Source organism: Mycobacterium appelbergii (assembly GCF_032883035.1).
GTDB classification, from domain to species: Bacteria; Actinomycetota; Actinomycetes; order Mycobacteriales; family Mycobacteriaceae; genus Mycobacterium; species Mycobacterium appelbergii.
The window spans coordinates 245,578-270,907 of sequence record NZ_JAMQTH010000010.1 but is presented as its reverse complement, the minus strand read 5'-3'; the positions used below and the strand labels follow the sequence as shown (position 1 = coordinate 270,907).

General features: G+C 66.9%; 23 protein-coding genes and 1 tRNA gene. 16 read left to right on the top strand and 8 right to left on the bottom strand.

The window, feature by feature from the left end; genetic code table 11:
• Window positions 1-41: 41 nt before the first annotated feature.
• Both glgB and M1247_RS23745 read right to left on the bottom strand, forming a co-directional pair.
• The gene (gene glgB, locus M1247_RS23750; RefSeq protein ID WP_317158841.1) at window positions 42-2,249 is read right to left on the bottom strand and encodes a 1,4-alpha-glucan branching protein GlgB; all 2,208 of its coding nucleotides are present in this window, start codon (window positions 2,247-2,249) and stop codon (window positions 42-44) included.
• Window positions 2,250-2,256: 7 nt separating this feature from the next.
• Window positions 2,257-4,335, bottom strand: coding sequence for an alpha-1,4-glucan--maltose-1-phosphate maltosyltransferase (locus tag M1247_RS23745; protein WP_317158840.1), 2,079 nt, complete (start codon window positions 4,333-4,335; stop codon window positions 2,257-2,259).
• A gap of 153 nt (window positions 4,336-4,488) precedes the next feature.
• On the opposite strand from M1247_RS23745, the gene M1247_RS23740 reads away from it, so the two are divergent.
• Together M1247_RS23740 and M1247_RS23735 are read left to right on the top strand one after the other, a co-directional pair.
• Window positions 4,489-7,080: a glycosyltransferase family 1 protein gene (locus tag M1247_RS23740; protein WP_317158839.1), complete on the top strand. Its 2,592-nt coding sequence runs from the start codon at window positions 4,489-4,491 to the stop codon at window positions 7,078-7,080.
• A complete protein-coding gene (locus M1247_RS23735; protein ID WP_458695248.1) occupies window positions 7,077-7,925 on the top strand; it encodes a virginiamycin B lyase family protein in 849 nt (282 codons plus the stop codon). The genes M1247_RS23740 and M1247_RS23735 overlap by 4 nt, the downstream gene beginning before the upstream one ends.
• Before the next feature lie 7 nt (window positions 7,926-7,932).
• Here M1247_RS23735 and M1247_RS23730 read toward each other — a convergent pair whose 3' ends face one another.
• The 3 genes from M1247_RS23730 to M1247_RS23720 all read right to left on the bottom strand — a co-directional run bounded on the left by M1247_RS23730 (window position 7,933) and on the right by M1247_RS23720 (window position 12,832).
• Window positions 7,933-9,375 (bottom strand): neutral zinc metallopeptidase, encoded by a 1,443-nt coding sequence (locus M1247_RS23730; RefSeq protein WP_317158838.1) that lies wholly within the window; start codon window positions 9,373-9,375, stop codon window positions 7,933-7,935.
• An 89-nt stretch (window positions 9,376-9,464) separates the two neighbouring features.
• Complete coding sequence (locus M1247_RS23725; protein ID WP_317158837.1) at window positions 9,465-11,393, bottom strand: ATP-dependent DNA helicase; 1,929 nt, start codon at window positions 11,391-11,393, stop codon at window positions 9,465-9,467.
• Between the two features lie 89 nt (window positions 11,394-11,482).
• On the bottom strand, window positions 11,483-12,832 hold the full coding sequence (locus M1247_RS23720; protein WP_317158836.1) for a nicotinate phosphoribosyltransferase: 1,350 nt from the start codon (window positions 12,830-12,832) through the stop codon (window positions 11,483-11,485).
• A 24-nt stretch (window positions 12,833-12,856) separates the two neighbouring features.
• Between M1247_RS23720 and clpS the strand changes: the two genes are divergently transcribed.
• The 12 genes from clpS to rdgB all read left to right on the top strand — a co-directional run bounded on the left by clpS (window position 12,857) and on the right by rdgB (window position 20,889).
• Window positions 12,857-13,159, top strand: coding sequence for an ATP-dependent Clp protease adapter ClpS (clpS, locus tag M1247_RS23715; protein WP_317158835.1), 303 nt, complete (start codon window positions 12,857-12,859; stop codon window positions 13,157-13,159).
• A 7-nt stretch (window positions 13,160-13,166) separates the two neighbouring features.
• Window positions 13,167-13,745, top strand: a complete 579-nt coding sequence (aosR, locus tag M1247_RS23710) for an oxidative stress transcriptional regulator AosR (protein WP_317158834.1) — start codon at window positions 13,167-13,169, stop codon at window positions 13,743-13,745.
• Window positions 13,746-13,747: 2 nt separating this feature from the next.
• Window positions 13,748-14,767: a P1 family peptidase gene (locus M1247_RS23705; RefSeq protein ID WP_317158871.1), complete on the top strand. Its 1,020-nt coding sequence runs from the start codon at window positions 13,748-13,750 to the stop codon at window positions 14,765-14,767.
• Between the two features lie 13 nt (window positions 14,768-14,780).
• Window positions 14,781-15,197: a M67 family metallopeptidase gene (locus tag M1247_RS23700; RefSeq protein WP_317158833.1), complete on the top strand. Its 417-nt coding sequence runs from the start codon at window positions 14,781-14,783 to the stop codon at window positions 15,195-15,197.
• Between the two features lie 29 nt (window positions 15,198-15,226).
• A complete protein-coding gene (locus M1247_RS23695) occupies window positions 15,227-15,523 on the top strand; it encodes a MoaD/ThiS family protein (RefSeq protein WP_317158870.1) in 297 nt (98 codons plus the stop codon).
• A 7-nt stretch (window positions 15,524-15,530) separates the two neighbouring features.
• Window positions 15,531-16,493, top strand: a complete 963-nt coding sequence (locus tag M1247_RS23690; RefSeq protein WP_317158832.1) for a cysteine synthase — start codon at window positions 15,531-15,533, stop codon at window positions 16,491-16,493.
• On the top strand, window positions 16,490-17,158 hold the full coding sequence (locus M1247_RS23685) for a rhomboid family intramembrane serine protease (protein ID WP_317158831.1): 669 nt from the start codon (window positions 16,490-16,492) through the stop codon (window positions 17,156-17,158). The genes M1247_RS23690 and M1247_RS23685 overlap by 4 nt, the downstream gene beginning before the upstream one ends.
• The gene (gene murI, locus M1247_RS23680; protein WP_317158830.1) at window positions 17,155-17,970 is read left to right on the top strand and encodes a glutamate racemase; all 816 of its coding nucleotides are present in this window, start codon (window positions 17,155-17,157) and stop codon (window positions 17,968-17,970) included. Before M1247_RS23685 ends, murI begins: the two co-directional genes overlap by 4 nt.
• A 64-nt stretch (window positions 17,971-18,034) precedes the next feature.
• Entirely contained in the window at window positions 18,035-18,802 is a 768-nt protein-coding gene (locus tag M1247_RS23675) for a cyclic nucleotide-degrading phosphodiesterase (RefSeq protein ID WP_317158829.1), read from the top strand.
• A gap of 42 nt (window positions 18,803-18,844) precedes the next feature.
• Window positions 18,845-19,627 (top strand): ribonuclease PH, encoded by a 783-nt coding sequence (rph, locus tag M1247_RS23670; RefSeq protein WP_317158828.1) that lies wholly within the window; start codon window positions 18,845-18,847, stop codon window positions 19,625-19,627.
• A 27-nt stretch (window positions 19,628-19,654) separates the two neighbouring features.
• Entirely contained in the window at window positions 19,655-20,287 is a 633-nt protein-coding gene (locus M1247_RS23665) for a hypothetical protein (protein ID WP_317158827.1), read from the top strand.
• Window positions 20,284-20,889, top strand: coding sequence for an RdgB/HAM1 family non-canonical purine NTP pyrophosphatase (gene rdgB / locus M1247_RS23660; protein ID WP_317158826.1), 606 nt, complete (start codon window positions 20,284-20,286; stop codon window positions 20,887-20,889). Before M1247_RS23665 ends, rdgB begins: the two co-directional genes overlap by 4 nt.
• On the opposite strand, the gene M1247_RS23655 is transcribed toward rdgB, so the two are convergent.
• A complete protein-coding gene (locus tag M1247_RS23655; RefSeq protein ID WP_317158825.1) occupies window positions 20,886-21,236 on the bottom strand; it encodes a DUF3817 domain-containing protein in 351 nt (116 codons plus the stop codon). The genes rdgB and M1247_RS23655 overlap by 4 nt on opposite strands.
• On the bottom strand, window positions 21,233-21,619 hold the full coding sequence (locus M1247_RS23650) for a hypothetical protein (RefSeq protein ID WP_317158824.1): 387 nt from the start codon (window positions 21,617-21,619) through the stop codon (window positions 21,233-21,235). Before M1247_RS23650 ends, M1247_RS23655 begins: the two co-directional genes overlap by 4 nt.
• A gap of 456 nt (window positions 21,620-22,075) precedes the next feature.
• On the opposite strand from M1247_RS23650, the gene M1247_RS23645 reads away from it, so the two are divergent.
• Both M1247_RS23645 and M1247_RS23640 read left to right on the top strand, forming a co-directional pair.
• A tRNA-Leu gene (locus tag M1247_RS23645) sits at window positions 22,076-22,161 on the top strand.
• Between the two features lie 14 nt (window positions 22,162-22,175).
• Window positions 22,176-23,870 carry a DUF6398 domain-containing protein gene (locus tag M1247_RS23640; RefSeq protein WP_317158823.1) on the top strand — a complete coding sequence of 565 codons (1,695 nt, stop codon included), beginning with the start codon at window positions 22,176-22,178 and terminating at the stop codon, window positions 23,868-23,870.
• Between the two features lie 58 nt (window positions 23,871-23,928).
• On the opposite strand, the gene M1247_RS23635 is transcribed toward M1247_RS23640, so the two are convergent.
• Window positions 23,929-25,302, bottom strand: coding sequence for a plasmid pRiA4b ORF-3 family protein (locus tag M1247_RS23635; RefSeq protein WP_317158822.1), 1,374 nt, complete (start codon window positions 25,300-25,302; stop codon window positions 23,929-23,931).
• Window positions 25,303-25,330: the final 28 nt, after the last annotated feature.

Sequence of the window (25,330 nt, the reverse complement as noted above, 5' to 3'; positions counted from 1 at the left end):
GTACCGAACTGTCTGCTCGCGCGGAGGACCGCGAGAAGGAATCAGGCGGGCTCGAACCACAACATCGCCAGCGGCGGCAACACCATCACCGCCGAGGCCGGCCGGCCGTGCCACGGATCATCGGTGGCCTCCACTGCGCCGAGATTGCCGATGCCCGCGCCGTTGTACATCGCCGCGTCGGTGTTGAGCACCTCGCGCCACGGGCCGGCGTGTGGCAGCCCCAACCGGTATTGGCTGTGCTCGCTACCGGCGAAGTTGACCACACACGCCAGCATCGAGCCGTCACTGCCGAACCGAAGGAAACTCAGCACATTGTTGGCCGAATCGTTGGCATCGATCCAGGAGTAGCCCTCGGGGCTGGTATCGCGGCTCCACAGAGCCGGACGGGTGCGATAGACCGCGTTCAGATCGCGTACCAGCCGCTGCACACCTCCGGAGAACCCGTGCTCGTCGAGCTGGAACCAATCCAGGCCGCGCTCTTCGGACCATTCCGCACGCTGCCCGAACTCCTGGCCCATGAACAGCAGTTGCTTGCCCGGGTGAGCCCACTGGTAGGCCAGCAGGCTGCGTAGCCCGGCCGCCTTGTCGTGGTCGCCACCGGGCATCCGGCCCCACAGGGTGCCTTTGCCGTGTACGACCTCGTCGTGGCTGACGGGCAGCACGTAGTTCTCGCTGAACGCGTAGAGCATCGAGAAGGTCATCTCGTGGTGGTGATAGCTGCGATGAATCGGGTCACGGCTGATGTAGTCCAGCGTGTCGTTCATCCATCCCATGTTCCACTTCATCGAAAAGCCAAGGCCACCAAGGCTGGTCGGCCGCGTCACGCCGGGCCACGAGGTGGACTCCTCGGCCACGGTCACGATTCCCGGGCTGAGCTTGTGCACGGTGGCGTTCATCTCCTGCAGGAACTGCACCGCTTCCAGGTTCTCCCGGCCACCGTAAACATTTGGGGTCCAGCCACCTTCAGGACGTGAGTAGTCGAGGTAGAGCATCGACGCGACGGCATCCACGCGAAGGCCGTCGATGTGATATTCCTGCAACCAGTACAGCGCGTTGGCCACCAGGAAGTTGCGCACCTCAGCCCGGCCGAAGTCGAATACGTAGGTGCCCCAGTCGAGTTGCTCGCCGCGGCGGGGATCCGAGTGCTCGTAGAGCGCGGTTCCGTCGAACCGTCCCAGCGCCCAGGCATCTTTCGGGAAATGTGCAGGCACCCAGTCGACGATCACGCCGATTCCGGCGCGGTGCAGCGAGTCGACCAGGAACCGGAAATCGTCAGGGCTGCCCAGCCGCGACGTCGGCGCGTAGTACGAGGTGACCTGGTATCCCCAGGACCCGCCGAACGGGTGCTCGGCGACGGGCAGGAGTTCGACGTGGGTGAAGCCTTGCTCGACGACGTACTCGGTGAGTTCGGTGGCCAGTTGCCGGTAGCTCAGGCCCGGCCGCCACGACATCAGGTGCACCTCGTAGGTGCTCATCGGCTCGAATACCGGATTCTGACTCGCCCGGCGTGCCATCCAGTCGCCGTCCGCCCAGGTGTACGAACTGGTGGTGACCCGGGACGCGGTCTGTGGCGGCACCTCGGTGGCGAACGCCATGGGATCGGCCCGGTCGGTGACCGCACCGTCGGCGCCGTGTACGCGGAACTTGTACAGGCCGTCGTTGTGAAACCCCGGCCAGAACAGCTCCCACACCCCGGACGACCCCAATGCCCGCATCTGGGCCTCGTTGCCGTCCCAATGGTTGAAGTCGCCGATGAGGCTGACGCCCTTGGCATTCGGCGCCCACACCGCGAAAGACACGCCGTCGACCACACCGTCGGCGGTCTTGAACGACCGTGGGTGTGCCCCGAGAATCTCCCAGAGTCTTTCGTGGCGGCCCTCGGCGAACAGGTGCAGGTCCAGCTCGCCCAGTGTCGGCAGGAATCGGTACGCGTCGGCGATGACGTGCGTGTCGACCGTGTCGTCGGTGCCGGGATAGCCGATTTCCAGGCGATAGTCGATCAGGTTGGTGATCGGTACCGCGACCGCGAACAGACCGGATTCAAGGTGTTCGAGCGGAAATCGGTCGCCACCGATGACCGCGGTCACCTTGACCGCGTGCGGGCGGTAGGCCCGGATGACGGTGTGGCCTGCGTGTTCGTGGGCACCGAGTACCCCGTGCGGATCATGGTGTTCGCCGGCGAGCAGCCGGTGAACATCCGACGGGTCTGGACGTAGCGTCGCGTTGGTCAGGTGCCTGCTTCTCGTCATCGTGCCCTCATTCCCTGCGTTGCAAGTCGAGTCGTCTCTCGTACGGTATGAGCGGCATGTTCAACACGTGTGCCACTGCCTTGGCAGGGTCGATGCGGACGTAGTTCGACTGTCCCCATTGGTATTCCTCGCCGGTGATCTCATCGCGCACCCAGAAGCGGTCGTATGACTCCATGCCGAGCGCTTCCATGTCCAGCCACAGCGTGCCCTGTTCCGCGCCGAAGGGGTTGAGGGTCACGACCACCAGCACGGTGTCCCCGGTGACCGGGTCGAACTTGCTGTAGGCCAGCAGCGCATCGTTGTCGACATGGTGGAACCGGATGGTGCGCAGTTGCCGGAGTGCCGGATGGAGTCGTCGAATTTCGTTGAGCCGTGCGAGGAACGGCTCCAGGGACGCGCCTTCTTCGAGCGCGGCGCCGAAATCGCGCGGCCGCAGCTGGTACTTCTCGGAATCCAGGTACTCCTCGCTGCCCTCGCGGACGGCGCGGTGCTCGTACAACTCGAAGCCCGAGTACACGCCCCACGACGAACTCATGGTGGCGGCCAGCAGGGCCCGGATGGCGAACATGCCCGGGCCGCCGTGTTGCAGACTCTCGTGCAGGATGTCGGGCGTGTTGACCCACAAGCTGGGCCGCGCACAGTCGGCGTATCGCCCGATGTCCTGGCCGAATTCGGTGAGCTCCCATTTCGCCGTGCGCCAGGTGAAGTACGTGTAGGACTGCGTAAAGCCGAGTTTGGCCAGCCCGTACAGCCGCGCCGGCCTGGTGAAGGCTTCGGACAGGAACAGCACATCGGGGTCGGAGTTCTTGACCTCGCCGATCAGCCAGGCCCAGAAGTTCGGCGGCTTGGTGTGCGGATTATCGACGCGAAATACCTTGACGCCGTGTGATATCCAAAACCGCACCACCCGTAACACCTCGTGGTAGAGGCCCACCGGGTCGTTGTCGAAATTGAGCGGGTAGATGTCCTGATACTTCTTGGGCGGGTTCTCGGCGTAGGCGATCGTCCCGTCCGGCAGCACGGTGAACCACTCGGGGTGATCCTTTGCCCACGGATGGTCAGGGGCGCACTGCAACGCCAGATCCAGTGCCACCTCCATCCCCAGATCTCCCGCCGCGGCGACGAATTGGTCGAAATCGTCAATGGTCCCCAACATCGGATGCACCGCGTCGTGGCCGCCCTCGTCGCTGCCGATCGCCCAGGGCGAGCCCACGTCGCCCGGCGCGGCGGTCACGGAGTTGTTGGGGCCCTTGCGGTGCACTTTGCCGATGGGATGGATCGGCGGCAGGTAAACGATGTTGAAGCCCATCCGCGCGATGCGGGGCAGCGCCGCCGCAGCCGTTTCGAACGTGCCGTGCATCGGGTGGCCGTTGCTGTCCCAGCCGCCGGTGGACCGGGGAAACATCTCGTACCAGGAGCTGAACCGGGCCAGCGGCCGGTCCACCCACACCCCGTATTGCTCACCGCGGGTGAGCAATACGCGCAACGGGTACTGCGCGAGCAACTCGGCCACCTCAGCCGACAGTGCCGCACCGGCGCGGGTGAACGGGTCGCCGGGCGCGCGTAGTGCGACGGCGGCTTCAAGGAGCGGATCCCGTAGTTTGCGTGGCATACCGGCAGCGGCGCGGTCCAGCAGTCGGGCACCGACCAGCAGGTCGTTGGAGAGTTCGGCCTCGCTCTGACCCGCGCCGAGTTTGACTTCCACCGCGTGGTGCCACGTGCGGATCGGGTCCCCCCAGCCGTCGACCCGGAAGGTCCACAGGCCGTGGCTGTCGGGGGTGAACTGGCCGTGAAAGACGTCCGGCTGGTGCCCGGGCGACATCGGCAGTGCCTGCGGTTTGATCCGTGGCGCCGGGCGGACCACTTCCTCGATCGGCACTGCGGGAGGGGAGTCTCCCGGGTCTTCGGCCAACCGCGGGTAATCGGTGCCGTGGTAGCGCACCACCAGGGTGGCCGCGACCGCATCGTGCCCCTCGCGCCACACGGTCGCCCGCACCGGCACCACCTCGCCGATGACCGCTTTGGCGGGGAAACGTCCGCCGGAAATCACGGGCGCGACGTCGTCGATCTCGATACGACCGGCCACCCACATCTCCTCACGTCGCCGCGGCGCTTGCCGCTGTCCGTTTCATGCCTCGTCGCGTCTAGTACCCACCGTAGTGGCCGACCGAACCCCGCGGGCGTGAAGAGCAAGCGCTCAGGGCTGCGATAACAGGATTTGTCAGTAAGGTTGGCTCACGTGAAAGCCCTCCGCAGGTTCACCGTCCGCACGCATCTACCCGAGCGTCTCGCGGCGCTGGAACGCCTGTCCGTCAACCTGCGCTGGTCGTGGGACAAGCCCACCCAGGACCTGTTCGCGGCGCTCGATCCCGAGCTGTGGCAGCAGACCGGGGCGGATCCCGTGGCGCTGCTCGGCGCCGTCAGCCCGAAGCGGCTCGACGAACTGGCCGCCGATGAGTCGTTTCTGGCGCGGCTCGACGAGCGGGCCGCCGATCTGGACAACTACCTGACCCGTCCCTTGTGGTACCAGCAGCAGGCCGACGAAGGTCGGGAGATGCCCAAGGGCATCGCGTATTTTTCGATGGAGTTCGGCGTCGCCGAGGTGCTGCCGAACTACTCGGGTGGCCTGGGCATTCTGGCAGGCGATCATCTCAAATCCGCTTCGGATCTGGGCCTGCCATTGGTCGCGGTCGGCCTGTACTACCGGTCCGGCTACTTCCGGCAGTCGTTGACGCTCGACGGCTGGCAGCACGAGACGTATCCGTCTCTGGATCCCCAGGGGTTGCCACTGCGGCTGCTCACCGACGCGGCCGGGGATCCGGTGCTGCTGCAGCTGGCGCTGCCCGATTCCCGGCAGTTGCGCGCGCGGGTCTGGATCGCCCAGGTCGGACGGATTCCGTTGCTGCTGCTGGATTCCGACATTCCGGAAAACGAGCACGAGCTACGCAGCGTCACCGACCGGCTCTACGGCGGTGACCAGGAACACCGGATCAAGCAGGAGATTCTGGCGGGTATCGGTGGAATCCGGGCGATCCGGGCGTTCATCGAAGCCGCCGACCTGCCGTCGCCCGAGGTGTTCCACATGAACGAGGGCCACGCCGGTTTCCTCGGTCTGGAACGCATCAGGGAGCTGGTGTCGGCGGGCCTGGATTTCGACACCGCGCTGGCCGTGGTGCGGTCCTCCACGGTGTTCACCACCCACACTCCGGTGCCCGCGGGCATCGACCGGTTCCCGGTTGAGATGATCCAGCGGTACTTCGGGAGTCCGCCCGGGGGGCCGGCAGACTCCCGGTTGCTTCCCGGTGTGCCATTGGACCGGGTGATCGCGTTCGGCGTCGAGGACGACCCGTCGAAGTTCAACATGGCCCACATGGGTCTGCGGCTGGCGCAGCGGGCCAACGGGGTGTCACTGCTGCACGGCCGGGTGAGCCGGTCGATGTTCAACGATCTGTGGTCGGGCTTCGATCAGGGTGAGGTCCCGATCGGATCGATCACCAACGGTGTGCACGCCCCCACCTGGGCGGCACCGCAGTGGCTGGAGCTCGGCCGGGAACTGATCGGCTCGGAAGCCGCCGAACCCGCAGTGTGGGAGCGGCTGCAGGAGGTCGACCCCGGCCACATGTGGTGGATCCGGTCGCAGCTGCGGGAGACGCTGATCGCCGACGTGCGCGACCGGTTACGTCGCTCCTGGCTGGAGCGGGGCGCCTCCGATGCGGAATTGGGTTGGATCACCACCGCTTTCGACCCGTCGGCGCTGACGATCGGTTTCGCCCGCCGGGTTCCGACGTACAAGCGGCTGACCTTGATGCTGCGCGATCCGGAACGCCTCGAGCGGCTGCTGCTCGACGAGACGCGTCCGGTGCAGTTGATCGTCGCGGGTAAGTCGCACCCGGCCGACGATGGCGGCAAGGCGCTGATCCAGCAGGTGGTGCGCTTCGCCGACCGGCCCGCGGTGCGGCACCGCATCGCGTTCCTGCCGGACTACGACATGTCGATGGCCCGGTTGCTGTACTGGGGCTGTGATGTCTGGTTGAACAACCCGCTGCGTCCGCTGGAGGCGTGCGGGACCTCGGGGATGAAGAGCGCGCTCAACGGCGGGCTCAACCTGTCCATCCGTGACGGTTGGTGGGACGAGTGGTACGACGGCGAGAACGGGTGGGAGATCCCCACCGCCGACGGCCTGGCTGATGAGACCCGCCGTGACGATCTGGAGGCCGCGGCCCTCTACGACCTGCTGGAGAACGCGGTCACCCCCAAGTTCTATGACCGCGACGAGCGCGGTGTGCCGACCCGATGGGTCGAGATGGTGCGGCACACCTTGCAGACCCTGGGCCCGAAGGTGTTGGCGTCGCGGATGGTGCGTGACTACACCGAGAAGTACTACCTGCCCGCCGCGCAATCGCTGCGCCGGACAGTTCAGTCCGCATCTGGTGAACCCTTCGGCGCGGCTCGTGAACTCGCGGACTACCGGCGGCGCGCGCAGGAGATCTGGCCCAAGATCGAGATCACCGACGTCGACAGTTACGGGCTTCCGGACACCCCGTTGCTGGGATCGACGCTGACGCTGACCGCGACGGTGCGGTTGGCGGGGCTGCGACCGGACGAGGTCGTGGTGCAGGCGGTACTGGGGCGGGTCGACGCCAGCGACGCGATCGTGTCGCCGGTGACGGTCTCGATGTCGCACACCGGGACGGGCGACGGCGGTAATGAGGTGTTCTCGACGAGCACCCCGTTGCCGGTGGCCGGGCCCGTCGGTTACACCGTGCGGGTACTGCCGCATCACCCGTTGTTGGCCGCCGACAACGAGCTCGGTTTGGTCACACTGGCTTGAGCAGGGCACTGACGGTCGCGATCGACGGCAACCCCTATGCGCTGGCGGCCGGGCCGGACGGCGCCATGTGGGTGACGCTGTACGACAGTGGGCAGATCGCCCGTGTCGGCGAAACCGGTGAGTTGACCGTGTATCCGGTCGCTGCGGGGTCGCGGCCCTCCATCATCACCGCCGGGCCCGATGGTGGGTTGTGGTTCACCCGTTACGGCGACGACCGGATCGGCCGGATGAGCACGTCGGGAGAATCGACGGCCTTCGAACTGTCCGAGGGCAGCGCTCCGTTCGGCATCGCCGCCGGCGACGACGGCGCCCTCTGGTTCACCACCATGACCTCGGGGGAGATCGGCAGGATCACCACCGACGGCGAGGTCAGCACCGCCGCTGTCGTCGGTGGAATGCCGTCGATGATCACCCGGGGTCCCGATGGTGCGATGTGGTTCACCCTCAACAAGGCGGGCGCCGTCGGCCGTGTCGACAGTGCCGGGAGCGTCACCGTCCGTGAATTACCCACCGCAGCAGCGGGTCCGGTGGGCATCACCGCGACCCACGACGATGCGGTGTGGTTCACCGAGATCCTGGCGGACAAGCTGGGGCGCATCCCCCTGAACGAGGCCATCCAGGAGATCGACCTACCGGGCAAACCGCACGCCGTGGTCGCCGACACCGCCGACGGGGTGTGGGTGAGCCTGTGGGGCGCCGATCAGCTCGCCAGGGTCAGCGGTGACGGTGAGGTGGTCACCATCGACCTGCCGCCGGGCAGCGAGCCGCACGGTGTCGCGATCGGCCCGGACGGTGCTCCGTGGGTGGCCCTGCAATCCGGGTTCGTGCTGCGGCTGCCTGCCTGAGGAGCCCTCAGGAGAACCGCTTGAAACACCGATCCTCGTCACCGAGGATGCCGGCCCGGAACGCGTCGATTCGGGAGAAGCCCGAGGGCACCGACTCGCCGTTGACGTCGCTGGCCACCAAGCCGTTGGTGAGGATGCCCGAGACCGCCTCGTCGATATCGCCTGCCGTCAGCAGGATGGTGTCCCCGTCCGGAATCGACACCGGCGTGGTCATCTTGGCCGTCGCCACCCCGGTCAGGCACGCGGTGCGCAGGGCCGCCTCGGCGTTGTCGAGCACCAGACCGCGTTGGTGTTGCAGCGCAAGCATGTAGCGCGATATCAGTACCGAATAAGCAGTGTTGTCGCCGCCGGCCAGCCCGCGTGGGTCCTCGTCTTCGGGTTGGGCCCCGAGGGCATCGAGCTCCGCCAGGTCGACCACGATGGTGTTGGTATCCGGACAGAATGAAGCCGGCGGGCTGGGCCTGGCGTCCGGGCAGTCGGCGGCGGAGTCGGCGTCGAAGCTCAACCGCGGTGGCGCGGACGGCTTGAAGAGGATGTTGAGAGCGGCGACCATCGAGCGCACCCAATCCGCCGTGATCGGCAGCTCACCGGTCTGGTCCTCGGGCAACAACACCGGCAGATTCCCGCGGCGCTGGCCGATCTCCTTGACGTCGATCGCAGCGCATGCCGCGGCACCGTCGGTGAAGCCGAATTGGAACGCCGAGACGCGTTCGAAGGCCGAGCCGTGTTCGTCCATCCCGATCTGGGCGTCGTCCTCACTGAGCAGTGGGTCGCGGAAGGCGATCACCGCGGCCAGCAGATTGTTCAGGCCGTCGCCGGTGTCGATCGTGAACCGGGGCGAATTTCCCTCGGCAACCCACCGCATGTAGGTGCCTGCCAGGCAGTCGGCCTGCTGTTCTGACACCAGGGTGGGGGTTCCCCGGCGGACCAGCTTTGCCTGCTGCTGGATCGAATGGCCGTACTCGTGCGCCAGCACCATCGCCACGCCCATGTCGCCGTTGGCCTTGCGCAGGGCAGGCAGCAGCACGCCGCGGTCCCAGCCGATCGTCCGATCGGGCTTGCAGAACGCGGCATTGACCAGACCATAGGTATCCAGACCGCAGAACTCCTCCCCGAAACCTTCGGCGTCCCAGGAGATCAACTCGTCGACCGGTTTGAACTCGCCCTCGAACGCGTCCCGGTACGCGGTCGCCCAGAACTCTTCGATGTCGCTGACCGCACTGGCGGCCAACTTATCGATCTCGCCACCGTCGGAGTTCCACACCTCCCGCGACGGCTCGGCCGGATCGGGCCGCAAACCGCTCGGGCCGTCGGTGGCGGGCATGCCTGCGACGGAGAACGGATCGTCGAACACCGAGACGGGCGCACCGGACACCACGGTGGAGCAGGCGGCAACGGGCAGCAGCACGATCGTGCAGAGCAGGGCTCCGATGAAGTGCTGTCGGCTCATATTGCCGCCTTCCGGTGGGCTCGGGCGGCCGGTGCGGCGCGCAGAGGTTGCTCACAGGATAGGGAACTCCCACTGCCCGGACGGGAGTTTCAGCCGGCGCCGCGCAGCCGGCGCAGTGCCTGGTGGACGCGGTCGGGGTCGGTCGTGGCCCAGAACGGGGGCAGCGACGCGCGCAGATAGCCGCCGTAGCGCGCGGTCGCCAGCCGGGAGTCGAGCACCGCCACCACACCGCGGTCCTCGGTGTGTCGCAGCAGCCGGCCCGCCCCCTGGGCGAGTAACAGCGCGGCGTGGTTGGCGGCCACGGCCATGAAGCCGTTGCCGCCGTGTGCGCTGATCGCCCGCTGTCGCGCGGTGAGCAGCGGATCGTCGGGGCGGGGAAAGGGGATTCGGTCGATGATCACCAGCGAGAGTGACGGGCCAGGGACGTCGACGCCCTGCCACAGCGAGAGGGTGCCGAACAGCGAAGTCTCGGGGTCAGCGGAAAACTGTTGCACCAATGCCGAAGTGGTGTCTTCACCCTGGCACAGCACCGGGGTGCTCAGCCGGTCACGCATCACCTCGGCCGCGGCCCTGGCCGCGCGCATCGAGGAGAACAGGCCGAGGGTCCGTCCTTGCGCGGCGGTGACCAGTGCCTCGATCTCGTCGAGTGTCTCGGCCCCGGTGCCGTCCCGTCCCGGTGCCGGTAAGTGCTTGGCGACGTACAGGATTGCCGCCTTGGCGTGTTGGAACGGCGAGCCGACGTCGATGCCGCGCCAGCCGGGTTTGGTGTTCTCGTCGTAGTTGGCCAGCCCCCAGTTGCGGGCCATGGCGTCGAAGTTGCCGCCCAGGGTCAGCGTGGCCGAGGTCAGCACGGCGGTGGTGTGCGCGAACAGCCTGGTACGCAACAGGCCTGCCACCGACAGCGGCGCCACCCGCAGCGTCACCCGAACGGGGCCGCCGCTTTGTGCGCCCCGCGTGCCGTCGTCGCGATCCACCCACACCACATCGGTCCGATCGGGGATGGCCGGGACGAACGAGGACAGGATGCGGGTCGCGGTGTCGCTGACTTCGTTGAGGGCCGTGACGGCCTCGGTGCGGGCCGAGGCGGCCTTCGGATCGTTCGGGGTGGTGTCGATGGTCATCCTGGCGGTGTTCGCGGCGTCGCGCAGCGCGGTCAGGTACGTCGCCAACTCATCGTCGAGCACGTCGATGCGACCGGCTTCCAGGTCATGCAGCATCGAGGACAAGGTGGCGGTCGCGGCCTCGAATCGTTGCGCGAGTTCGGCATCGACGAGCCGACTCATCCTGCGGTGCGCGACACCCATCGATGTCGCGGACAGTTCGGCGGTGGCCACCCCGGTGACCCGGTCGGCCAGCTCGTGGGCTTCGTCGACCACCAGCAGCTCGTATTCGGGCAGCACCGCGGCATCCGAGATCGCATCGATGGCCAGCAGTGCGTGGTTGGTGACGACGACGTCGGCGGTACCCGCCTTGGCGCGGGCCCGCTCGGCGAAGCAGTCTGTGCCGAACTGGCAGCGCGATACGCCGATGCATTCCCTGGCCGACACGCTGACCTGTCCCCAGGACCGGTCGGGCACGCCGGGGACCACCTCGTCGCGATCGCCGGTCTCGGTGTCCGACGACCAGTCGATGAGTCGCTGTACATCGCGGCCCAGTGCACTGACCGCCATCGGCGAGAACAGCTCATCCTGAGCAAGAGCGTCCGGTTCGACTGGATCATTCTGGCTACCGTTGTGAACCTTGTTCAGGCACAAGTAGTTTCCCCGGCCCTTCAGCAACGCGAATTCGGGTCTGCGCGGCAGCACATCGGCGAGGGTGTCGGCCAGCCGGGGCAGATCGCGGTCGACCAACTGGCGTTGCAACGCGATGGTCGCGGTCGAGACCACCACGGGTTGCTCGGCCTCAAGGGCACGGGCGATCGCGGGCACCAGGTAGGCCAGCGATTTGCCGGTACCGGTGCCTGCTTGCACGGCGAGGTGCTCGCCGGAGGAGAAGGCGTGCGCGACGGCTTCGGCCATCTCGACCTGGCCGCTGCGGCGGGTGCCGCCGAGACCGTCGACCGCGACGGCGAGAAGTTTGGTGACGACAGGATCCGACGTGATGGCTCCTAACGGTCGTCGACGGGTGAGGCGGCAGAGACCAGCCGGGTGCTGATCGCAGGCTCACCGCGGGAGAGTTTCAGCCCGTCCCAGGGCAGGCTGTGCAGGCCGGCCCGCACCCGGTCGCGGGCGATCGCCAGATCGTCGACCGCGCCGGCGACCGGCTCGCCGTCCCTGATCAGGGGTACCGACAGTGCTCGCGCGGTGAGCCCGCGCGGGGTGGGCGGGGGTTGGCCATACGGGTACACCACTTCCTCCACGACGGTGCCCGACGGCTTCGCCAACCTCAGGGCCTGCTTGCGCCCGCCGTGGGATTCCTTGTGGCTGCTTCGTTTGGCCACTTCGATGCCGTCGACCTCGACCAGTTTGTAGACCATACCGGCGGTGGGTGCGCCTGACCCGGTCACCACCGAGGTGCCCACGCCGTAGCTGTCGACGGGTTCGGCGCGCAGCGCCGCGATCGCGAACTCGTCGAGGTCACCGGAGACCACGATGCGTGTCCCGGTGGCGCCCAGTTCGTCGAGCTGGGCACGAACCTGCCGGGCCAGCACGCCCAGATCGCCCGAGTCGATGCGTACCGATCCGAGTTCGGGGCCTGCAGCCTCGATCGCGTTGGCCACGCCCGCGGTGATGTCGTAGGTGTCCACCAGTAGCGTGGTGTCGATCCCGAGCGCGGCCACCTGGCCCCGGAATGCGGCGAGCTCGTCAGGCCCGGACGCAGTGGTGTGCAGCAGGGTGTAGGCGTGGGCCGCGGTGCCCAGCGCGGGCACGCCGTAGCGGCGCTGGGCCTCCAGGTTCGACGAGCCCGCGAAACCGGCCAGATAGGCGGCACGGGCCGCGGCGACAGCGGCCTGCTCATGGGTGCGCCGCGAACCCATCTCGATCAAAGGGCGGTCTTCTGCGGCGCCGGCCATCCGGGCTGCGGCCGAGGCGATCGCCGTGTCGTGATTGAGGATTGACAGGGCCAGGGTCTCCAGCACCACGCATTCGGCGAAGCTGCCGTGCACAGACAACACCGGCGAGCCGGGGAAGTAGAGCTCACCCTCGGCGTAGCCCTCGACGTCTCCGCTGAACCGGTACCCGGCCAGGAAATCCAGCGTGGCCGGGTCCAGGAAGTCTGACAGTGCCGCCAATGTCTCGGTGGCGAATCTGAACTGCGCCAAGGCTTCCACGAAGCGTGCGGTACCGGCGACCACACCGTAACGGCGGCCCTCGGGCAGCCGGCGGGCAAACACCTCAAATGTGGTTTGCCGGTGTGCGGTGCCGTCGCGCAGCGCAGCGGCAAGCATGGTCAGCTCGTACTTGTCCGTCAGCAACGCGACCGTCACAGCAGCAACCGTAGCTGTTTCCTTCGTCACGGGCGGCGCCGGTATTGTGAGCGCATGGTTACACCGGCGAAGGCCCGTCCGGGGACCCGCGAGGAACGCGATGCCGCCACCGACGGAGCCACCGAGAGCCCGTGGGTGACCATCGTCTGGGATGACCCCGTCAATCTCATGACATATGTGACCTACGTGTTCCAGAAACTGTTCGGCTACAGCGAGCCGCACGCGACCAAGCTCATGCTCCAGGTGCACAACGAAGGCAAGGCCGTGGTGTCGGCGGGTAGTAGGGAATCGATGGAAACTGACGTGTCCAAGCTGCATGCGGCGGGGTTGTGGGCAACCTTGCAACAGGACCGCTGAGAAGACAGTGCGCAAATGGAAACGGGTTGAGACGACGCAGGGCCCGCGCTTTCGCTCGGCACTGGCCGCGCACGAAGCGGCGTTGCTGTCCAGTCTGGTCGCCTCGCTGGTGGGGATGATCGAAGATCGTGAATCATCTTCTCCCGCAGATGAACTCGAAGCGATAACGGGTATGAGAACGGGCAACCCGGAGCCGCCCGAGGATGCCACGATGAAGCGGTTGCTACCGGACTTCTTCCGGCCCCAGACCGAGCATCCGGCCGGCTCGGGCACCGCAGAGAGTCTCAACGGCGCCCTGCGCGGGCTGCATGAGCCCGCCATTCTCGAAGCGAAACGTGAAGCAGCGCAACGATTGCTGGATACTCTTCCGGCCGACGGTGGCAAGTTGGAGTTGAGCGAGGAAGATGCCCAGGCCTGGGCAAGCGCGGTCAACGATGTGCGACTGGCGCTGGGCACCATGCTCGAGATCGGTTCCGACGGGCCGGAGCGGTTGTCGCAGGAAGATCCGATGGCTGGGCACCTCGACGTCTACCAGTGGCTGACGGTCCTGCAGGAGTACCTGGTCCTGGGACTCATGGGGAAGTGATGATGGGCTCGATCACCGATGTCGGCGGCATTCTCGTCGGACACCACCACCGGCTCGACCCGGACGCTTCGCTGGGCGCCGGATGGGCGTCGGGCAGCACCGTCGTGCTGGCCCCGCCCGGAACCGTCGGCGCCGTCGATGGTCGTGGTGGCGCACCGGGGACCAGGGAAACCGACCTGCTCGACCCGATCAACACGGTGCGCCACGTGGACGCGGTGGTGCTCACCGGCGGCAGCGCCTACGGTCTCGCCGCGGCCGACGGGGTGATGACCTGGCTGGAGGCCCACGGCCGCGGGGTGGTGATGGACGGCGGGTTGGTTCCCATCGTTCCCGCCGCGGTGATCTTCGACCTGCCGGTCGGCGCCTGGGCGAATCGGCCCACCGCAGAGTTCGGCTACGCGGCCGCCGACGCTGCGGGCACCGAGTTCGCGCTGGGCACCGTCGGGGCCGGTGTCGGCGCCCGGGTCGGGGTGCTCAAGGGCGGTGTGGGCACCACATCGATCACGCTGGATTCCGGGGTGACCGTCGGAGCGCTGGTGGTGGTCAACGCTGCCGGCGATGCGGTGGATCCACGCACCGGCCTGCCCTGGATGGCGGCACTGATCGAGGAGTTCGGACTGGTCGCGCCGCCCGCCGATCAACTCGCCGCATACGCCGACCGGCACGGTGAGCTGAGCCCGCTCAACACCACCATCGCGGTGGTCGCCACCGACGCCGCACTGAGCCCGGCCGGATGCCGCCGCGTCGCGGTCGCCGCCCATGACGGGCTCGCGCGGACGCTGGCCCCGTGCCACACCCCGCTGGACGGCGATACAGTGTTTGCCCTGGCCACCGGCGCCATCGTGGTCGAGCCCGACCCGAAGACCCCGGTGGCGATGTCCCCGGAGACCGCGCTGGTCACCAGCATCGGGGCGGCCGCGGCGGAGTGTCTGGCCCGCGCCGTGCTGGTCGGAGTTCTCGCCGCCGAACCGGTTGCCGGAATACCGACATACCGTGGCATGTTGCCGGGAGCATTCGGATGAAAGGTGAATTGCAGTGTTGGTGATACGGCGCGACCTCGTCGAGGCGATGGTCGCCCATGCGCGCGCCGACCATCCCGATGAGGCGTGTGGCGTGATCGCCGGGCCTGAAGGCTCCGATCGCCCAGAGCGTCATATTGCGATGCTCAATGCGGAGCGGTCGCCGACGTTCTACCGCTTCGACTCGATGGAGCAGCTCAAGGTGTGGCGGGCGATGGATGACGCCGACGAGGTGCCGGTCATCATCTACCACTCGCACACCGCCACCGAGGCCTACCCGAGCCGCACCGACATCTCATACGCGTCAGAACCCGACGCGCACTACGTCCTGGTTTCCACGCGGGACCCCGACCAGCACGAGTTTCGCAGCTACCGCATCATCGACGGCGTCGTCACCGAGGAACCCGTCGACATCGTCGAGCAGTACCAGTAGTACTAGAAAGGCGTCCCATGACTGAGCCCATTTCTGTCACCGTATCCATCCCCACGATCCTGCGTCCGCACACCGGCGGACAGAAGCGTGTCAGCGCCTCGGGTGCGACCCTGCAGGCCGTCATCACCGACCTGGAGGCCAACTACTCCGGGATCACCGATCGGCTCGTCGATCCGGCAAATCCGGGCAAACTGCACCGCTTCGTCAACGTCTACGTCAACGACGAGGACGTGCGATTCTCCGGCGGCCTGGACACCGCGATCTCCGACGGCGATTCGGTGACGATCCTGCCTGCCGTTGCGGGTGGATCAGCGGGTGGGGCGTAACGCCCGTATGACGCGCTACGACTCGCTGCTGCAGGCTCTCGGCAATACGCCGCTGGTCGGGCTGCAGAACCTGTCGCCGGCCTGGGAAGGGGATCCGCACGTCCGGTTGTGGGCCAAGCTCGAGGACCGCAACCCGACCGGTTCGATCAAGGACCGTCCCGCACTACGGATGATCGAGCAGGCCGAGCGTGACGGGCGCCTCGAGCCGGGCGCCACCATCCTGGAACCCACCAGCGGCAACACCGGCATCTCCCTGGCCATGGCTGCCCTGCTCAAGGGCTACAACATGATCTGTGTGATGCCCGAGAACACGTCGATCGAACGGCGTCAGCTGCTCGAACTGTACGGCGCGCGAATCATCTACAGTCCGGCCGAGGGCGGCTCCAACACCGCGGTGGCGACCGCCAAAGAACTTGCCGCGGAGAACCCCTCATGGGTGATGCTCTACCAGTACGGCAACCCGGCCAACACCGATGCGCACTACTACGGCACCGGCCCGGAACTGCTGTCGGACCTGCCCGAGATCACCCACTTCGTCGCGGGGCTGGGCACCACCGGAACCTTGATGGGCACCGGCCGGTTCCTCCGCGAACAGGTTGAGGGCGTGCAGATCGTCGCCGCCGAACCGCGCTACGGCGAAGGCGTCTACGCGCTGCGCAACATCGACGAGGGCTTCATCCCCGAGCTGTACGACCCCGAGGTACTGACCACCCGGTTCTCGGTCGGCTCGTTCGACGCGGTGCGGCGTACCCGGGAGCTGGTGACCCGGGAGGGCATCTTCGCGGGGATCTCGACCGGCGCGGTGCTGCACGCCGCGCTCGGGATGGCCGCCAAGGCGGTCAAGGCCGGCGAGCGTGCCGACATCGCGTTCGTGGTGGCCGACGCCGGATGGAAGTATCTGTCGACCGGCGCCTACGCCGGTAGCCTGGATGACGCGGAGGACGCGCTGGAAGGGCAGCTATGGGCATGAGCGGACCGGGATTGCCGGTGCCATCCGCGCCGCAGCGCAAGAAGCCGCCGGCGTGGAAGGTGGGCGGCGCCACCATCGTCACGTTCATCGCCCTGCTGTATGTCATCGAACTCGTCGATCAGCTCTCCGGCGGCCGTCTGGACCGCAACGGCATCCGGCCACTGGAAACCGACGGACTGTGGGGCATCCTGTTCGCGCCCCTGCTGCATGCCAACTGGCAGCACCTCGTCGCCAACACGGTCCCGGCACTGGTGCTGGGTTTTCTGGTGACTCTGGCCGGCATGTCGCGCTTCGTCTGGGCCACCGCGATCATCTGGATCCTCGGTGGCGTCGGCACCTGGCTGATCGGTGATGTGGGTGGCTGCGCGTTACCGACCAACCACATCGGCGCCTCGGGCCTGATCTTCGGCTGGCTGACCTTCCTGCTGGTGTTCGGCTGGTTCACCCGGCACGTCTGGCAGATCATCACCGGCCTGGTGGTGCTGTTCGTCTACGGCGGCATCCTGTGGGGCGCTGTTCCCGTGCTCAACACGTGCGGTGGAGTGTCCTGGCAGGGGCATCTGTGCGGGGCCGTCGCCGGTGTGGTTGCGGCGTACCTTCTGGCCGGGCCCGAACGCAAGGCGCGGGAATCCCGTAAACGGAGCCAGCCGTACCTGACCTCATGACAGATCAACTCGCGCCGATCGGGATCTTCGATTCCGGGGTCGGCGGCCTCACGGTGGCCCGCGCCATCATCGACCAGCTCCCCGACGAGGACATCGTCTATGTCGGTGACACCGGCAACGGGCCGTACGGGCCGCTGACCATTCCGCAGATCCGGGCGCACTCGCTGGCGATCGGCGACGATCTGGTGGCGCGTGGGGTCAAGGCGTTGGTGATCGCCTGCAACACCGCGTCGTCGGCGTGCCTACGCGACGCGCGCGAGCGTTATTCGCCGGTCCCGGTGGTCGAGGTGATCCTGCCCGCGGTGCGCCGCGCGGTGGCCGCGACCCGTAACGGGCGCATCGGGGTGATCGGCACCGCCGCGACGATCGCCTCGGGGGCGTACCTGGACGCCTTCGCCGCGGCCCGTGACACCGAGATATTCGGGGTGGCCTGTCCGCGGTTCGTCGATTTCGTCGAGCGCGGGGTGACCAGTGGCCGCCAGGTCCTCGGGCTCGCCGAGGGCTACCTGGAGCCGTTGCAGCGCGCCGAGGTGGACACCCTGGTGCTGGGCTGCACGCACTATCCGATGCTGTCCGGTTTGATCCAGTTGGCCATGGGGGACAACGTCACCCTGGTCTCCAGTGCGGAGGAGACGGCCAAGGACCTGCTGCGGGTGCTGACCGAGCTGGATTTGCTGAGGCCGCACGATGCGTCGCCGGCGGAACGCGTGTACGAGGCGACCGGCGACCCGGAGGCGTTTACCGCGCTGGCCGCCCGATTCCTGGGCCCGAGTCTGGACGGCGTGCGCCGTCACGCCGACGCCGGAACATGATCTCCGTCGCGCAAACCGGCCATGTCTTGGCCACGCCGACAGCGGGCATGGCAAGCTGGACACTGTGCGATTGACCGTACTGGGATGTTCCGGCAGTGTCGTCGGCCCAGACTCGCCGGCGTCCGGCTATCTCGTCACCGCATCCGACACCGTTCCGATGGTGATCGACTTCGGCGGCGGGGTGCTCGGTGCGTTGCAGCGCTATGCCGACCCCAACGCGGTCAACGTGTTGCTATCGCATCTGCATGCGGACCACTGTCTGGACCTGCCCGGCTTGTTCGTCTGGCGGCGCTACCATCCGATGCCCGCGACCGAGCGCGGAGTGATGTACGGGCCGGCCAACACCTGGTCGCGGCTCGGCGCCGCGTCCTCGCCGGAGGGCGGTGAGATCGACGACTTCACCGACATCTTCGACGTCCGCAACTGGGTGGACGGGCAGTCGGTGCAGATGGGTCAACTGAGCGTGATGCCGCGGCTGGTGTGTCATCCCACCGAGTCCTACGGCATGCGGTTCACCGATCCATCCGGGGCGACGTTGGTCTACAGCGGCGACACCGGTTACTGCGATGCGCTGGTGGACCTGGCCCGCGGCGCGGACCTGTTCCTGTGCGAGGCGTCGTGGACCCATGATCCGTCCCGGCCGCCGCGGCTGCACCTGTCGGGCAAGGAGGCCGGGCGCACGGCCGCCGAGGCGGGCGTCGGAGAGTTGCTGTTGACCCACATTCCGCCGTGGACCTCGCGCGAGGATGTGATCAGCGAAGCCAAGGCGGAGTTCGACGGCCCGGTGCACGCGGTGGTGTGCGGCGAGGCGTTCGACGTCACGCGGGGCTGAGTCATCGCGGGCGGTGTCGGCCTGACCCGATAGGGTTGTCGCGTGTCCAGACGAGAAGACGGCCGCCTCGATGACGAGCTGCGCCCGGTAGTCATCACCCGTGGCTTCACCAATCATCCGGCCGGGTCGGTGCTGGTGGAGTTCGGCCAGACCCGTGTCATGTGCACCGCATCGGTGACCGAAGGCGTGCCGCGCTGGCGCAAGGGTTCGGGGCAGGGTTGGCTGACCGCCGAGTACGCGATGCTGCCGGCCGCGACCCATGACCGCTCGGATCGCGAATCGGTCAAAGGGCGTGTGGGTGGGCGTACCCAGGAGATCAGCCGGCTGGTCGGGCGTTCGCTGCGGGCCTGCATCGACCTGGGCGCACTGGGGGAGAACACCATCGCGATCGACTGCGACGTGCTGCAGGCCGACGGTGGCACCCGTACCGCCGCGATCACCGGCGCCTATGTGGCACTGGCCGATGCTGTGACGTATCTGGCTGCGGCGGGGCGGCTTTCGGATCCGCGGCCGCTGTCGTGCGCGATCGCTGCGGTGTCGGTCGGTGTGGTCGACGGCCGGGTGCGTGTCGACCTGCCCTACACCGAGGATTCCCGTGCCGAGGTGGACATGAACATCGTCGCCACCGACACCGGAACGCTGGTGGAGGTCCAGGGCACCGGCGAGGGGGCAACTTTCCCGAGGTCGACGTTGGACAAGCTGCTGGACGCCGCGCTGGGTGCGTGCGAGCAGCTGTTCGTGCTGCAGCGTGAGGCACTGGAGTTGCCCTATCCCGGGGTGCTGCCGGAGTCGTCCACGCCCTCCAAGAAAGCGTTCGGAAGCTGACGTCTCTGGCCGGATAGCATCTCTCATATGGACTCGGCAGCTGAGAAAAAGCTCGTCGGCCAGATCCTGTTGGGCGATTTGGGTGCGTTGTTGCTGGCGGCCGGAGCGTGGGCCTATTTCACCGGACAGAACAACAGACTCGCGGGAGGCTTTTTCGTTCTCGTCGGTCTGGTGCTGGTCGTTCTCGCGGCCTTCTACTCACGTATCGATGGGTTGGTTGACCTCGGCCTGCTGAAGGTCCCTGCGGTCAAGACACGCCGCGCCGAGAAACAGATCGAGCTGGGCCAGGTCATCACCGGCGCAAATCTGAAAGAAGCAAGCGAGGCACTGGAAGCGACGTTGTCCCGGTTCACTCATCTGCCGGATCGCGGTCTCCTGGACCGCAACGTGCTGCTTGTGGAGGATGCAGTGTTCGCGATGGCGACGCTCACGCCCCATGAACAACTTCTCGTCAACAACGAGGTCGAGCGGATGGGCCGACCTGACTTCCGAACCGATTTGGACCTGCGCGCAACCCGGCCCGGGGACACCGAGCGGGCATACCGCATGCACCGAGTGCCCCAGGCGGATATCAGGCTGTGGTACCGGCAGAAGAGCAAGGCCGAACCGCACACGCTGTACTTGATGGCCATCGAAAAGACGGGTGAGGACCTGCGTTGACTGATCTGCTGGTGGCATCACGCAATCCGAAGAAGCTGGCCGAATTGCGTCGGGTGCTCGATGTCGCGGGGGTGGCCGGTCTTTCGCTGATATCGCTTTCGGATGTGCCCGCCTTCGATGAGGCGCCCGAAATCGGCGCCACGTTCGAGGAGAATGCGTCGGCCAAAGCCGCCGACGGTTTCGCCGCGACCGGGCTGGCCTGTGTGGCCGACGATTCCGGAATTTCGGTGGATGCGTTGAACGGCATGCCCGGCGTGCTGTCAGCGCGCTGGTCCGGTGCGCACGGCGACGACGCCGCGAACACCGCGCTGCTTCTGGCGCAGATGTCCGATGTGCCCGACGAGCGGCGGGGCGCGGCGTTCGTCTCGGCGTGCGCGCTGGTATCGGCCGCCGGTACGACGGTGGTGCGCGGAGAGTGGACGGGGCTGGTGACGCGTGAGCCGCGCGGTGCCGGCGGGTTCGGGTACGACCCGATATTCCTGCCGGAGGGGTCGTCTCGCACCGCCGCCGAACTGTCGCCCGCCGAGAAAGATGCTGCGTCCCACCGCGGTCGGGCCCTGGCGTTGTTGGTGCCGGCGTTGCGGGAGCTCGCCGCGGGCTAGAGATCGAAGCGTTGCTTGATGTCCTGGGTGTTGAAGTGCTCCACGATGATGCCCAGGAACGGGATGGTGCCTGCGAGCAGCACGCCGATGGTCTTGCCGATGGGCCAGCGGATCTTGACCGCGAGGTTGGCGGTGAACATCAGATAGATGAAGTACACCCAGCCGTGCACCACACCGATCCAGCTCGGCGGATCGTCGACCTGCACGATGTACTTGAGCACCATCTCGTAGCAGAGCGCAATCAGCCAGAGGCCCGTCGTCCACGCCAGCACGCGGTAGCCCAACAAGGCCTTGCGGATCGTCTCTTTGGGAGTGGTGACCTCGGTGTCCGGATCGGGGGCGGTCATGTATCGGTCCTGTCTTTCTTTTCGGACTCGGTGTCCGACTTGGCCAGCTCGGCAAGGTAGGCGTTGTACTCGGTGAGCGTCGGGTCGCTGCTGATGTCCTGCGCTGTCAGCGTGGGCCGTTCGGGCAGCAGGCCGGCGGGGATCTCGGTGATCTCATCCTTGGGCTGCTGTGGAGGCGCATCCTCATAGCGGACGAACTTGTAATAGGCGTAGAAGCAGAACGCGGCGAACATCGGCCACTGCAGGGCGTAGCCCAGGTTCTGGAATGTGCCCGAGGCTGACTCATACCGGGTCCACTGCCACCAGGCCAGGCCCAGGCAGCCGGCGGCGCCAAGGGTCACCAGCAGGATGAGCGCTGGTCTCCTACGCCGCGTAGTGGACATTCGTCCACGGTACCGCGCAGCTCTTGGGCCCGACGAATGTGTCGAGGTCAGCGCGGCTACTGCAGTCGTTTGGTCAGGGGTCGTTCGCTGGACCTGAGGCCAACGATTCATGCGATTCTGAGCCACCGTTTCGGCCGGCGATTCCTGCGGCCTCGAGACGCCGTTTCCTCCGGGCCGGACGCCGCCCTCGGTCGGCCCGCTTGTTAGCGACTTTGTCGCTAGCAGCGGGGCAGCCCAGATCCTGTGGCTAACGCGGCTGAAGTGACAGCCTTACACCGCTGGGGTTCGGTGCGTGGTACTTAAGACACTGAAGCGACCCATGTGGCGTTTTCAGCGACTTTGTCGCTAATAGGCGGGCGCGTCGACATAGGTTCGGACGCCCGTGACTGCTGTGACAACTGGGGTTCAGGCCTCGGGCACATTCGGTATCAATGAAGCGGTACGATCGGGAACCTTGCGGGCGTGATGGAACGGCAGACATGCCGGCTTTAGGTGCCGGTGCTCGAGAGAGCGTGAGGGTTCGAATCCCTCCGCCCGCACCACTAGGGTGACGCCCATGTCGAAGAAGAGTCGGCAGCACAAGCACAAGCGCGCCAAGGCGCGGCGGCCATCCCAACCGCGGCACGATTCAAGTGCTCCCGGTCTGCTCGAAGGCGTCGTCCGGAATCTCTCCGATCCGCATCCGCTGGGCTTGCTCTCGTATGTCAGCACCCTGATGGCTGTTATGGACCGCCGCGGTCGAAATCCCTTCGCCGGGCCGGATACCGATCACGACGCGACCAGCCTGGACGAGTTTGCGGGGATGCTCATCGAAGCGCAGCTCCCTGAGACGACGGCTCTACTGAGGGTCATCGCCGAACTGGGCGGTGCGGACGATCTGCTGCGGACCCGAATCCGGCGGGAACTGTCCGGGCGTCTCAAGCCGCAGGTCCGATGGCTGGCCGAGCTGTCGGAGCCCTCGGTGTATCGCGCCCTGCGGATGAGCCATGCCCTCGGCGACGGCGACGACATCATCTTGGGGGCGCGGCTGGCCGGCGGACATGAGCTCACCATCGTCGTCTACATCGACCACAACGTCGGCACCCTGGTGAAGGACGCGTTCGTTGTTCCGGCACCGATCGCGGAGGTGTTCGCCCAGTCGCAACAGATCGCCGAAGCCGACACGAGCTGGGACGAGCTCAGCTTTGCCGACGCGCGGGCATGGGTGCAGGACGGGATCGAGCGGGCCGCGATCACCTACCCACCATTCGAGTCCGACTCCTGGCCAGGCTGTCGCGCGCTGGTGGAATGGGTCATCCGGACGTTACCCACCGGTGGCACCGGCCATCAACCGCCACAGTGGGACGAGAGGAAGACCAAGCAGCTGGCCGACAAGTTCTTCGCCTCTCCTGACGGGGCCGGGCTCGACGACGCCGAGCATCGCGACCTGCTGGAATCCCTGCTGTGGTACGGCACGGACTACGGCCCGGGCGATCCACTGCGCTGGAGTCCCGTCGGGGTGGAGATCCTGCTGGCCGATTGGATTCCGCGAAAGATTGTGGCGCCGAGCGATTACCTTGCCAAGGCGCCGGATCTGCTGAGGGCATTCATCAGGTTTGCGCACACCGAGGTTGGTCTGAAGTCGATGTGGACCGACCAGGCACTCGCGGCCGTCGACGAATGGGAGCCGGAGTACCAGAGCGTGATTCGCTCCGAACGGCTTCAAGGCCCGGCGGCGCTGCTGGCCCAGATGGGCCTCGACGTAGACGAAGACGGTTGGCTCGCGGCGCAGGTCGGCGGTCAACCGGCCCTCGACGCGCTCGACGATGCGCCCTTGCCCGATGAGCCGTTCTGCTGGGACGGGATCCCCGAGGACGCCGCTCCCCGGGTTGCTGAGGTACTCACTCTCGTCGACCGCTGCTGTGACGAGCTGCTCGATGTCGAGTACCGCACTGCCTGCCGCAGACTTTTCGCCCGGATCGCGTCCTCGTCGCCGTCGAGTTTCAGCCGGGGGCGGGTGGAAACTGTGGCTGGCGCGGTGGTTTGGATCATCGGTAAGGCCAATGATCTGTTCGGACTGTACGGCACCGGGATGCACGTCAAGGACCTGCTGAGTCAGTTCGGGATTCGACAGGGCGGCGTCTCGCAGCGCGCCGAAACTCTGTTGCGGGCAGGCGGGTTTCACCCCAGCACACACGAACTACGACTCGGGTCACCCGATTATCTGGTGTCGAGTCGCCGTCGCCACATCATCGAACTCCGCGACCGCTGAGTCAGGCCACGCTTGTCGCCGCCGGGGTTCGGCGCTCCGCTGCCCGACGGATACGGCGTCAACCCTGGGGGCGAAGTGCTGCCCGTGCCAATGTCGCCGCGGCGTGGCTTAACCGGTTCCGGTTATGCCGTGAAACGGGCTCCGTCGCGACGTTGATCAGCACGTCATGCGCTGGCAGTTCGTAGATCTCGTGGCCCTTCACGTCGGTCCCGTCGCGGTGACGCCAGCCGAGCTCGGTGAGCGCGACGCCGATCGTCTGCAGCGGCAGGTCCGCGTTGTCTGAGGTGGCGGCAAAGGCAAGCAGCAGCAGGGTCGCGTGGGATTCAAAGCTGCGTTCATCAGCGACGGGCAGCAGCCTCGACGCCAGGTGGTCCCACAGTGCGGACGGATTCCCTTGGGCGACGGCACCCGCGCGCGTCAGCACCAACGTGCCCTTGTGTTTGCGAAGCAGCCCGGTGGATTGCAGGGTTTGACGGAAATGCAGCAGCGGGATCGACTGGGACTCCCGGTTGCGGCTGCCGGGCCAATCGCCCATCGCGGGTAGGACTTCACAGGCCGCCGCCGCATCGGCCGGTTTGAGATATCCCGCGGATGTCAAGGCGATGCCGCCGTCCGCGGCGCGGTCCAGAAACCATTGGTGTCCACGCAGCGACACGGCCGATTCCGCGGGGTCGAGGGTGGACGGTCCGGACAGCAGCCGCTCCATCCGGTCAGTCAGCTCATCACCGATCGCGGTGTAGCCAAGTCGGTGGATGAGGTCGATGAGCCGCTGGTCGACACCGGCTTCGCGCAGCCGAAAATACGGTGCGCGCAGCGCCTTGTTGATCTCGTCGATATCGAAAGCCGCTGGGTCTTCAATGATTTCGGCGAGATCCTCGACGTCGGTGCGCCCGCCACAATCCTCGGGTGGTGCGGCACGCTGGCCGTCGACGGCGACAGCTGCTGGGCAGTCCGCGCCCGCGGGCAGGATTTGTTCGAGCCGCAGGCTCAGCTCCCACGAGTCGCCATAGTCATACAGGTACTGCAGAACATCGCCGGTCTTCGCGAAGGTCTCGTCGAGGCGCACCTCGTCGGCAGGGAGCCCGTCGTCGTCGCCCTCGTCGACGTCATAGGGGCACAGGAACAGCTGACTGTCCTTGTCGAACGAATGACCGCCGAGCGAAAAGCGGTGCAGGTGCGAGTCGGTCCAGCCGAACGCCGCCTGCAGCACCTGATGCACGACATCCAACGGCAGGTCTGAGCGTAGATCGAGCCGACGCCAGATCGGCGGTCGGGCGTGGTCGAGGTCGAGACGGAGCCGGAAGACCGCCACGTCCGCGCGTCGTGGATGACGAAGCGCGGGCCGCGTCTTCGGCGCAGGGTCCGAGTCGACGAAGCCGGTCAGTCGCCCCGTCAGTTGTCGCACGTCGGCACCATCAGCCTCGCCTGCCATGTCACAACCATATCGGGGTGCCACCCCA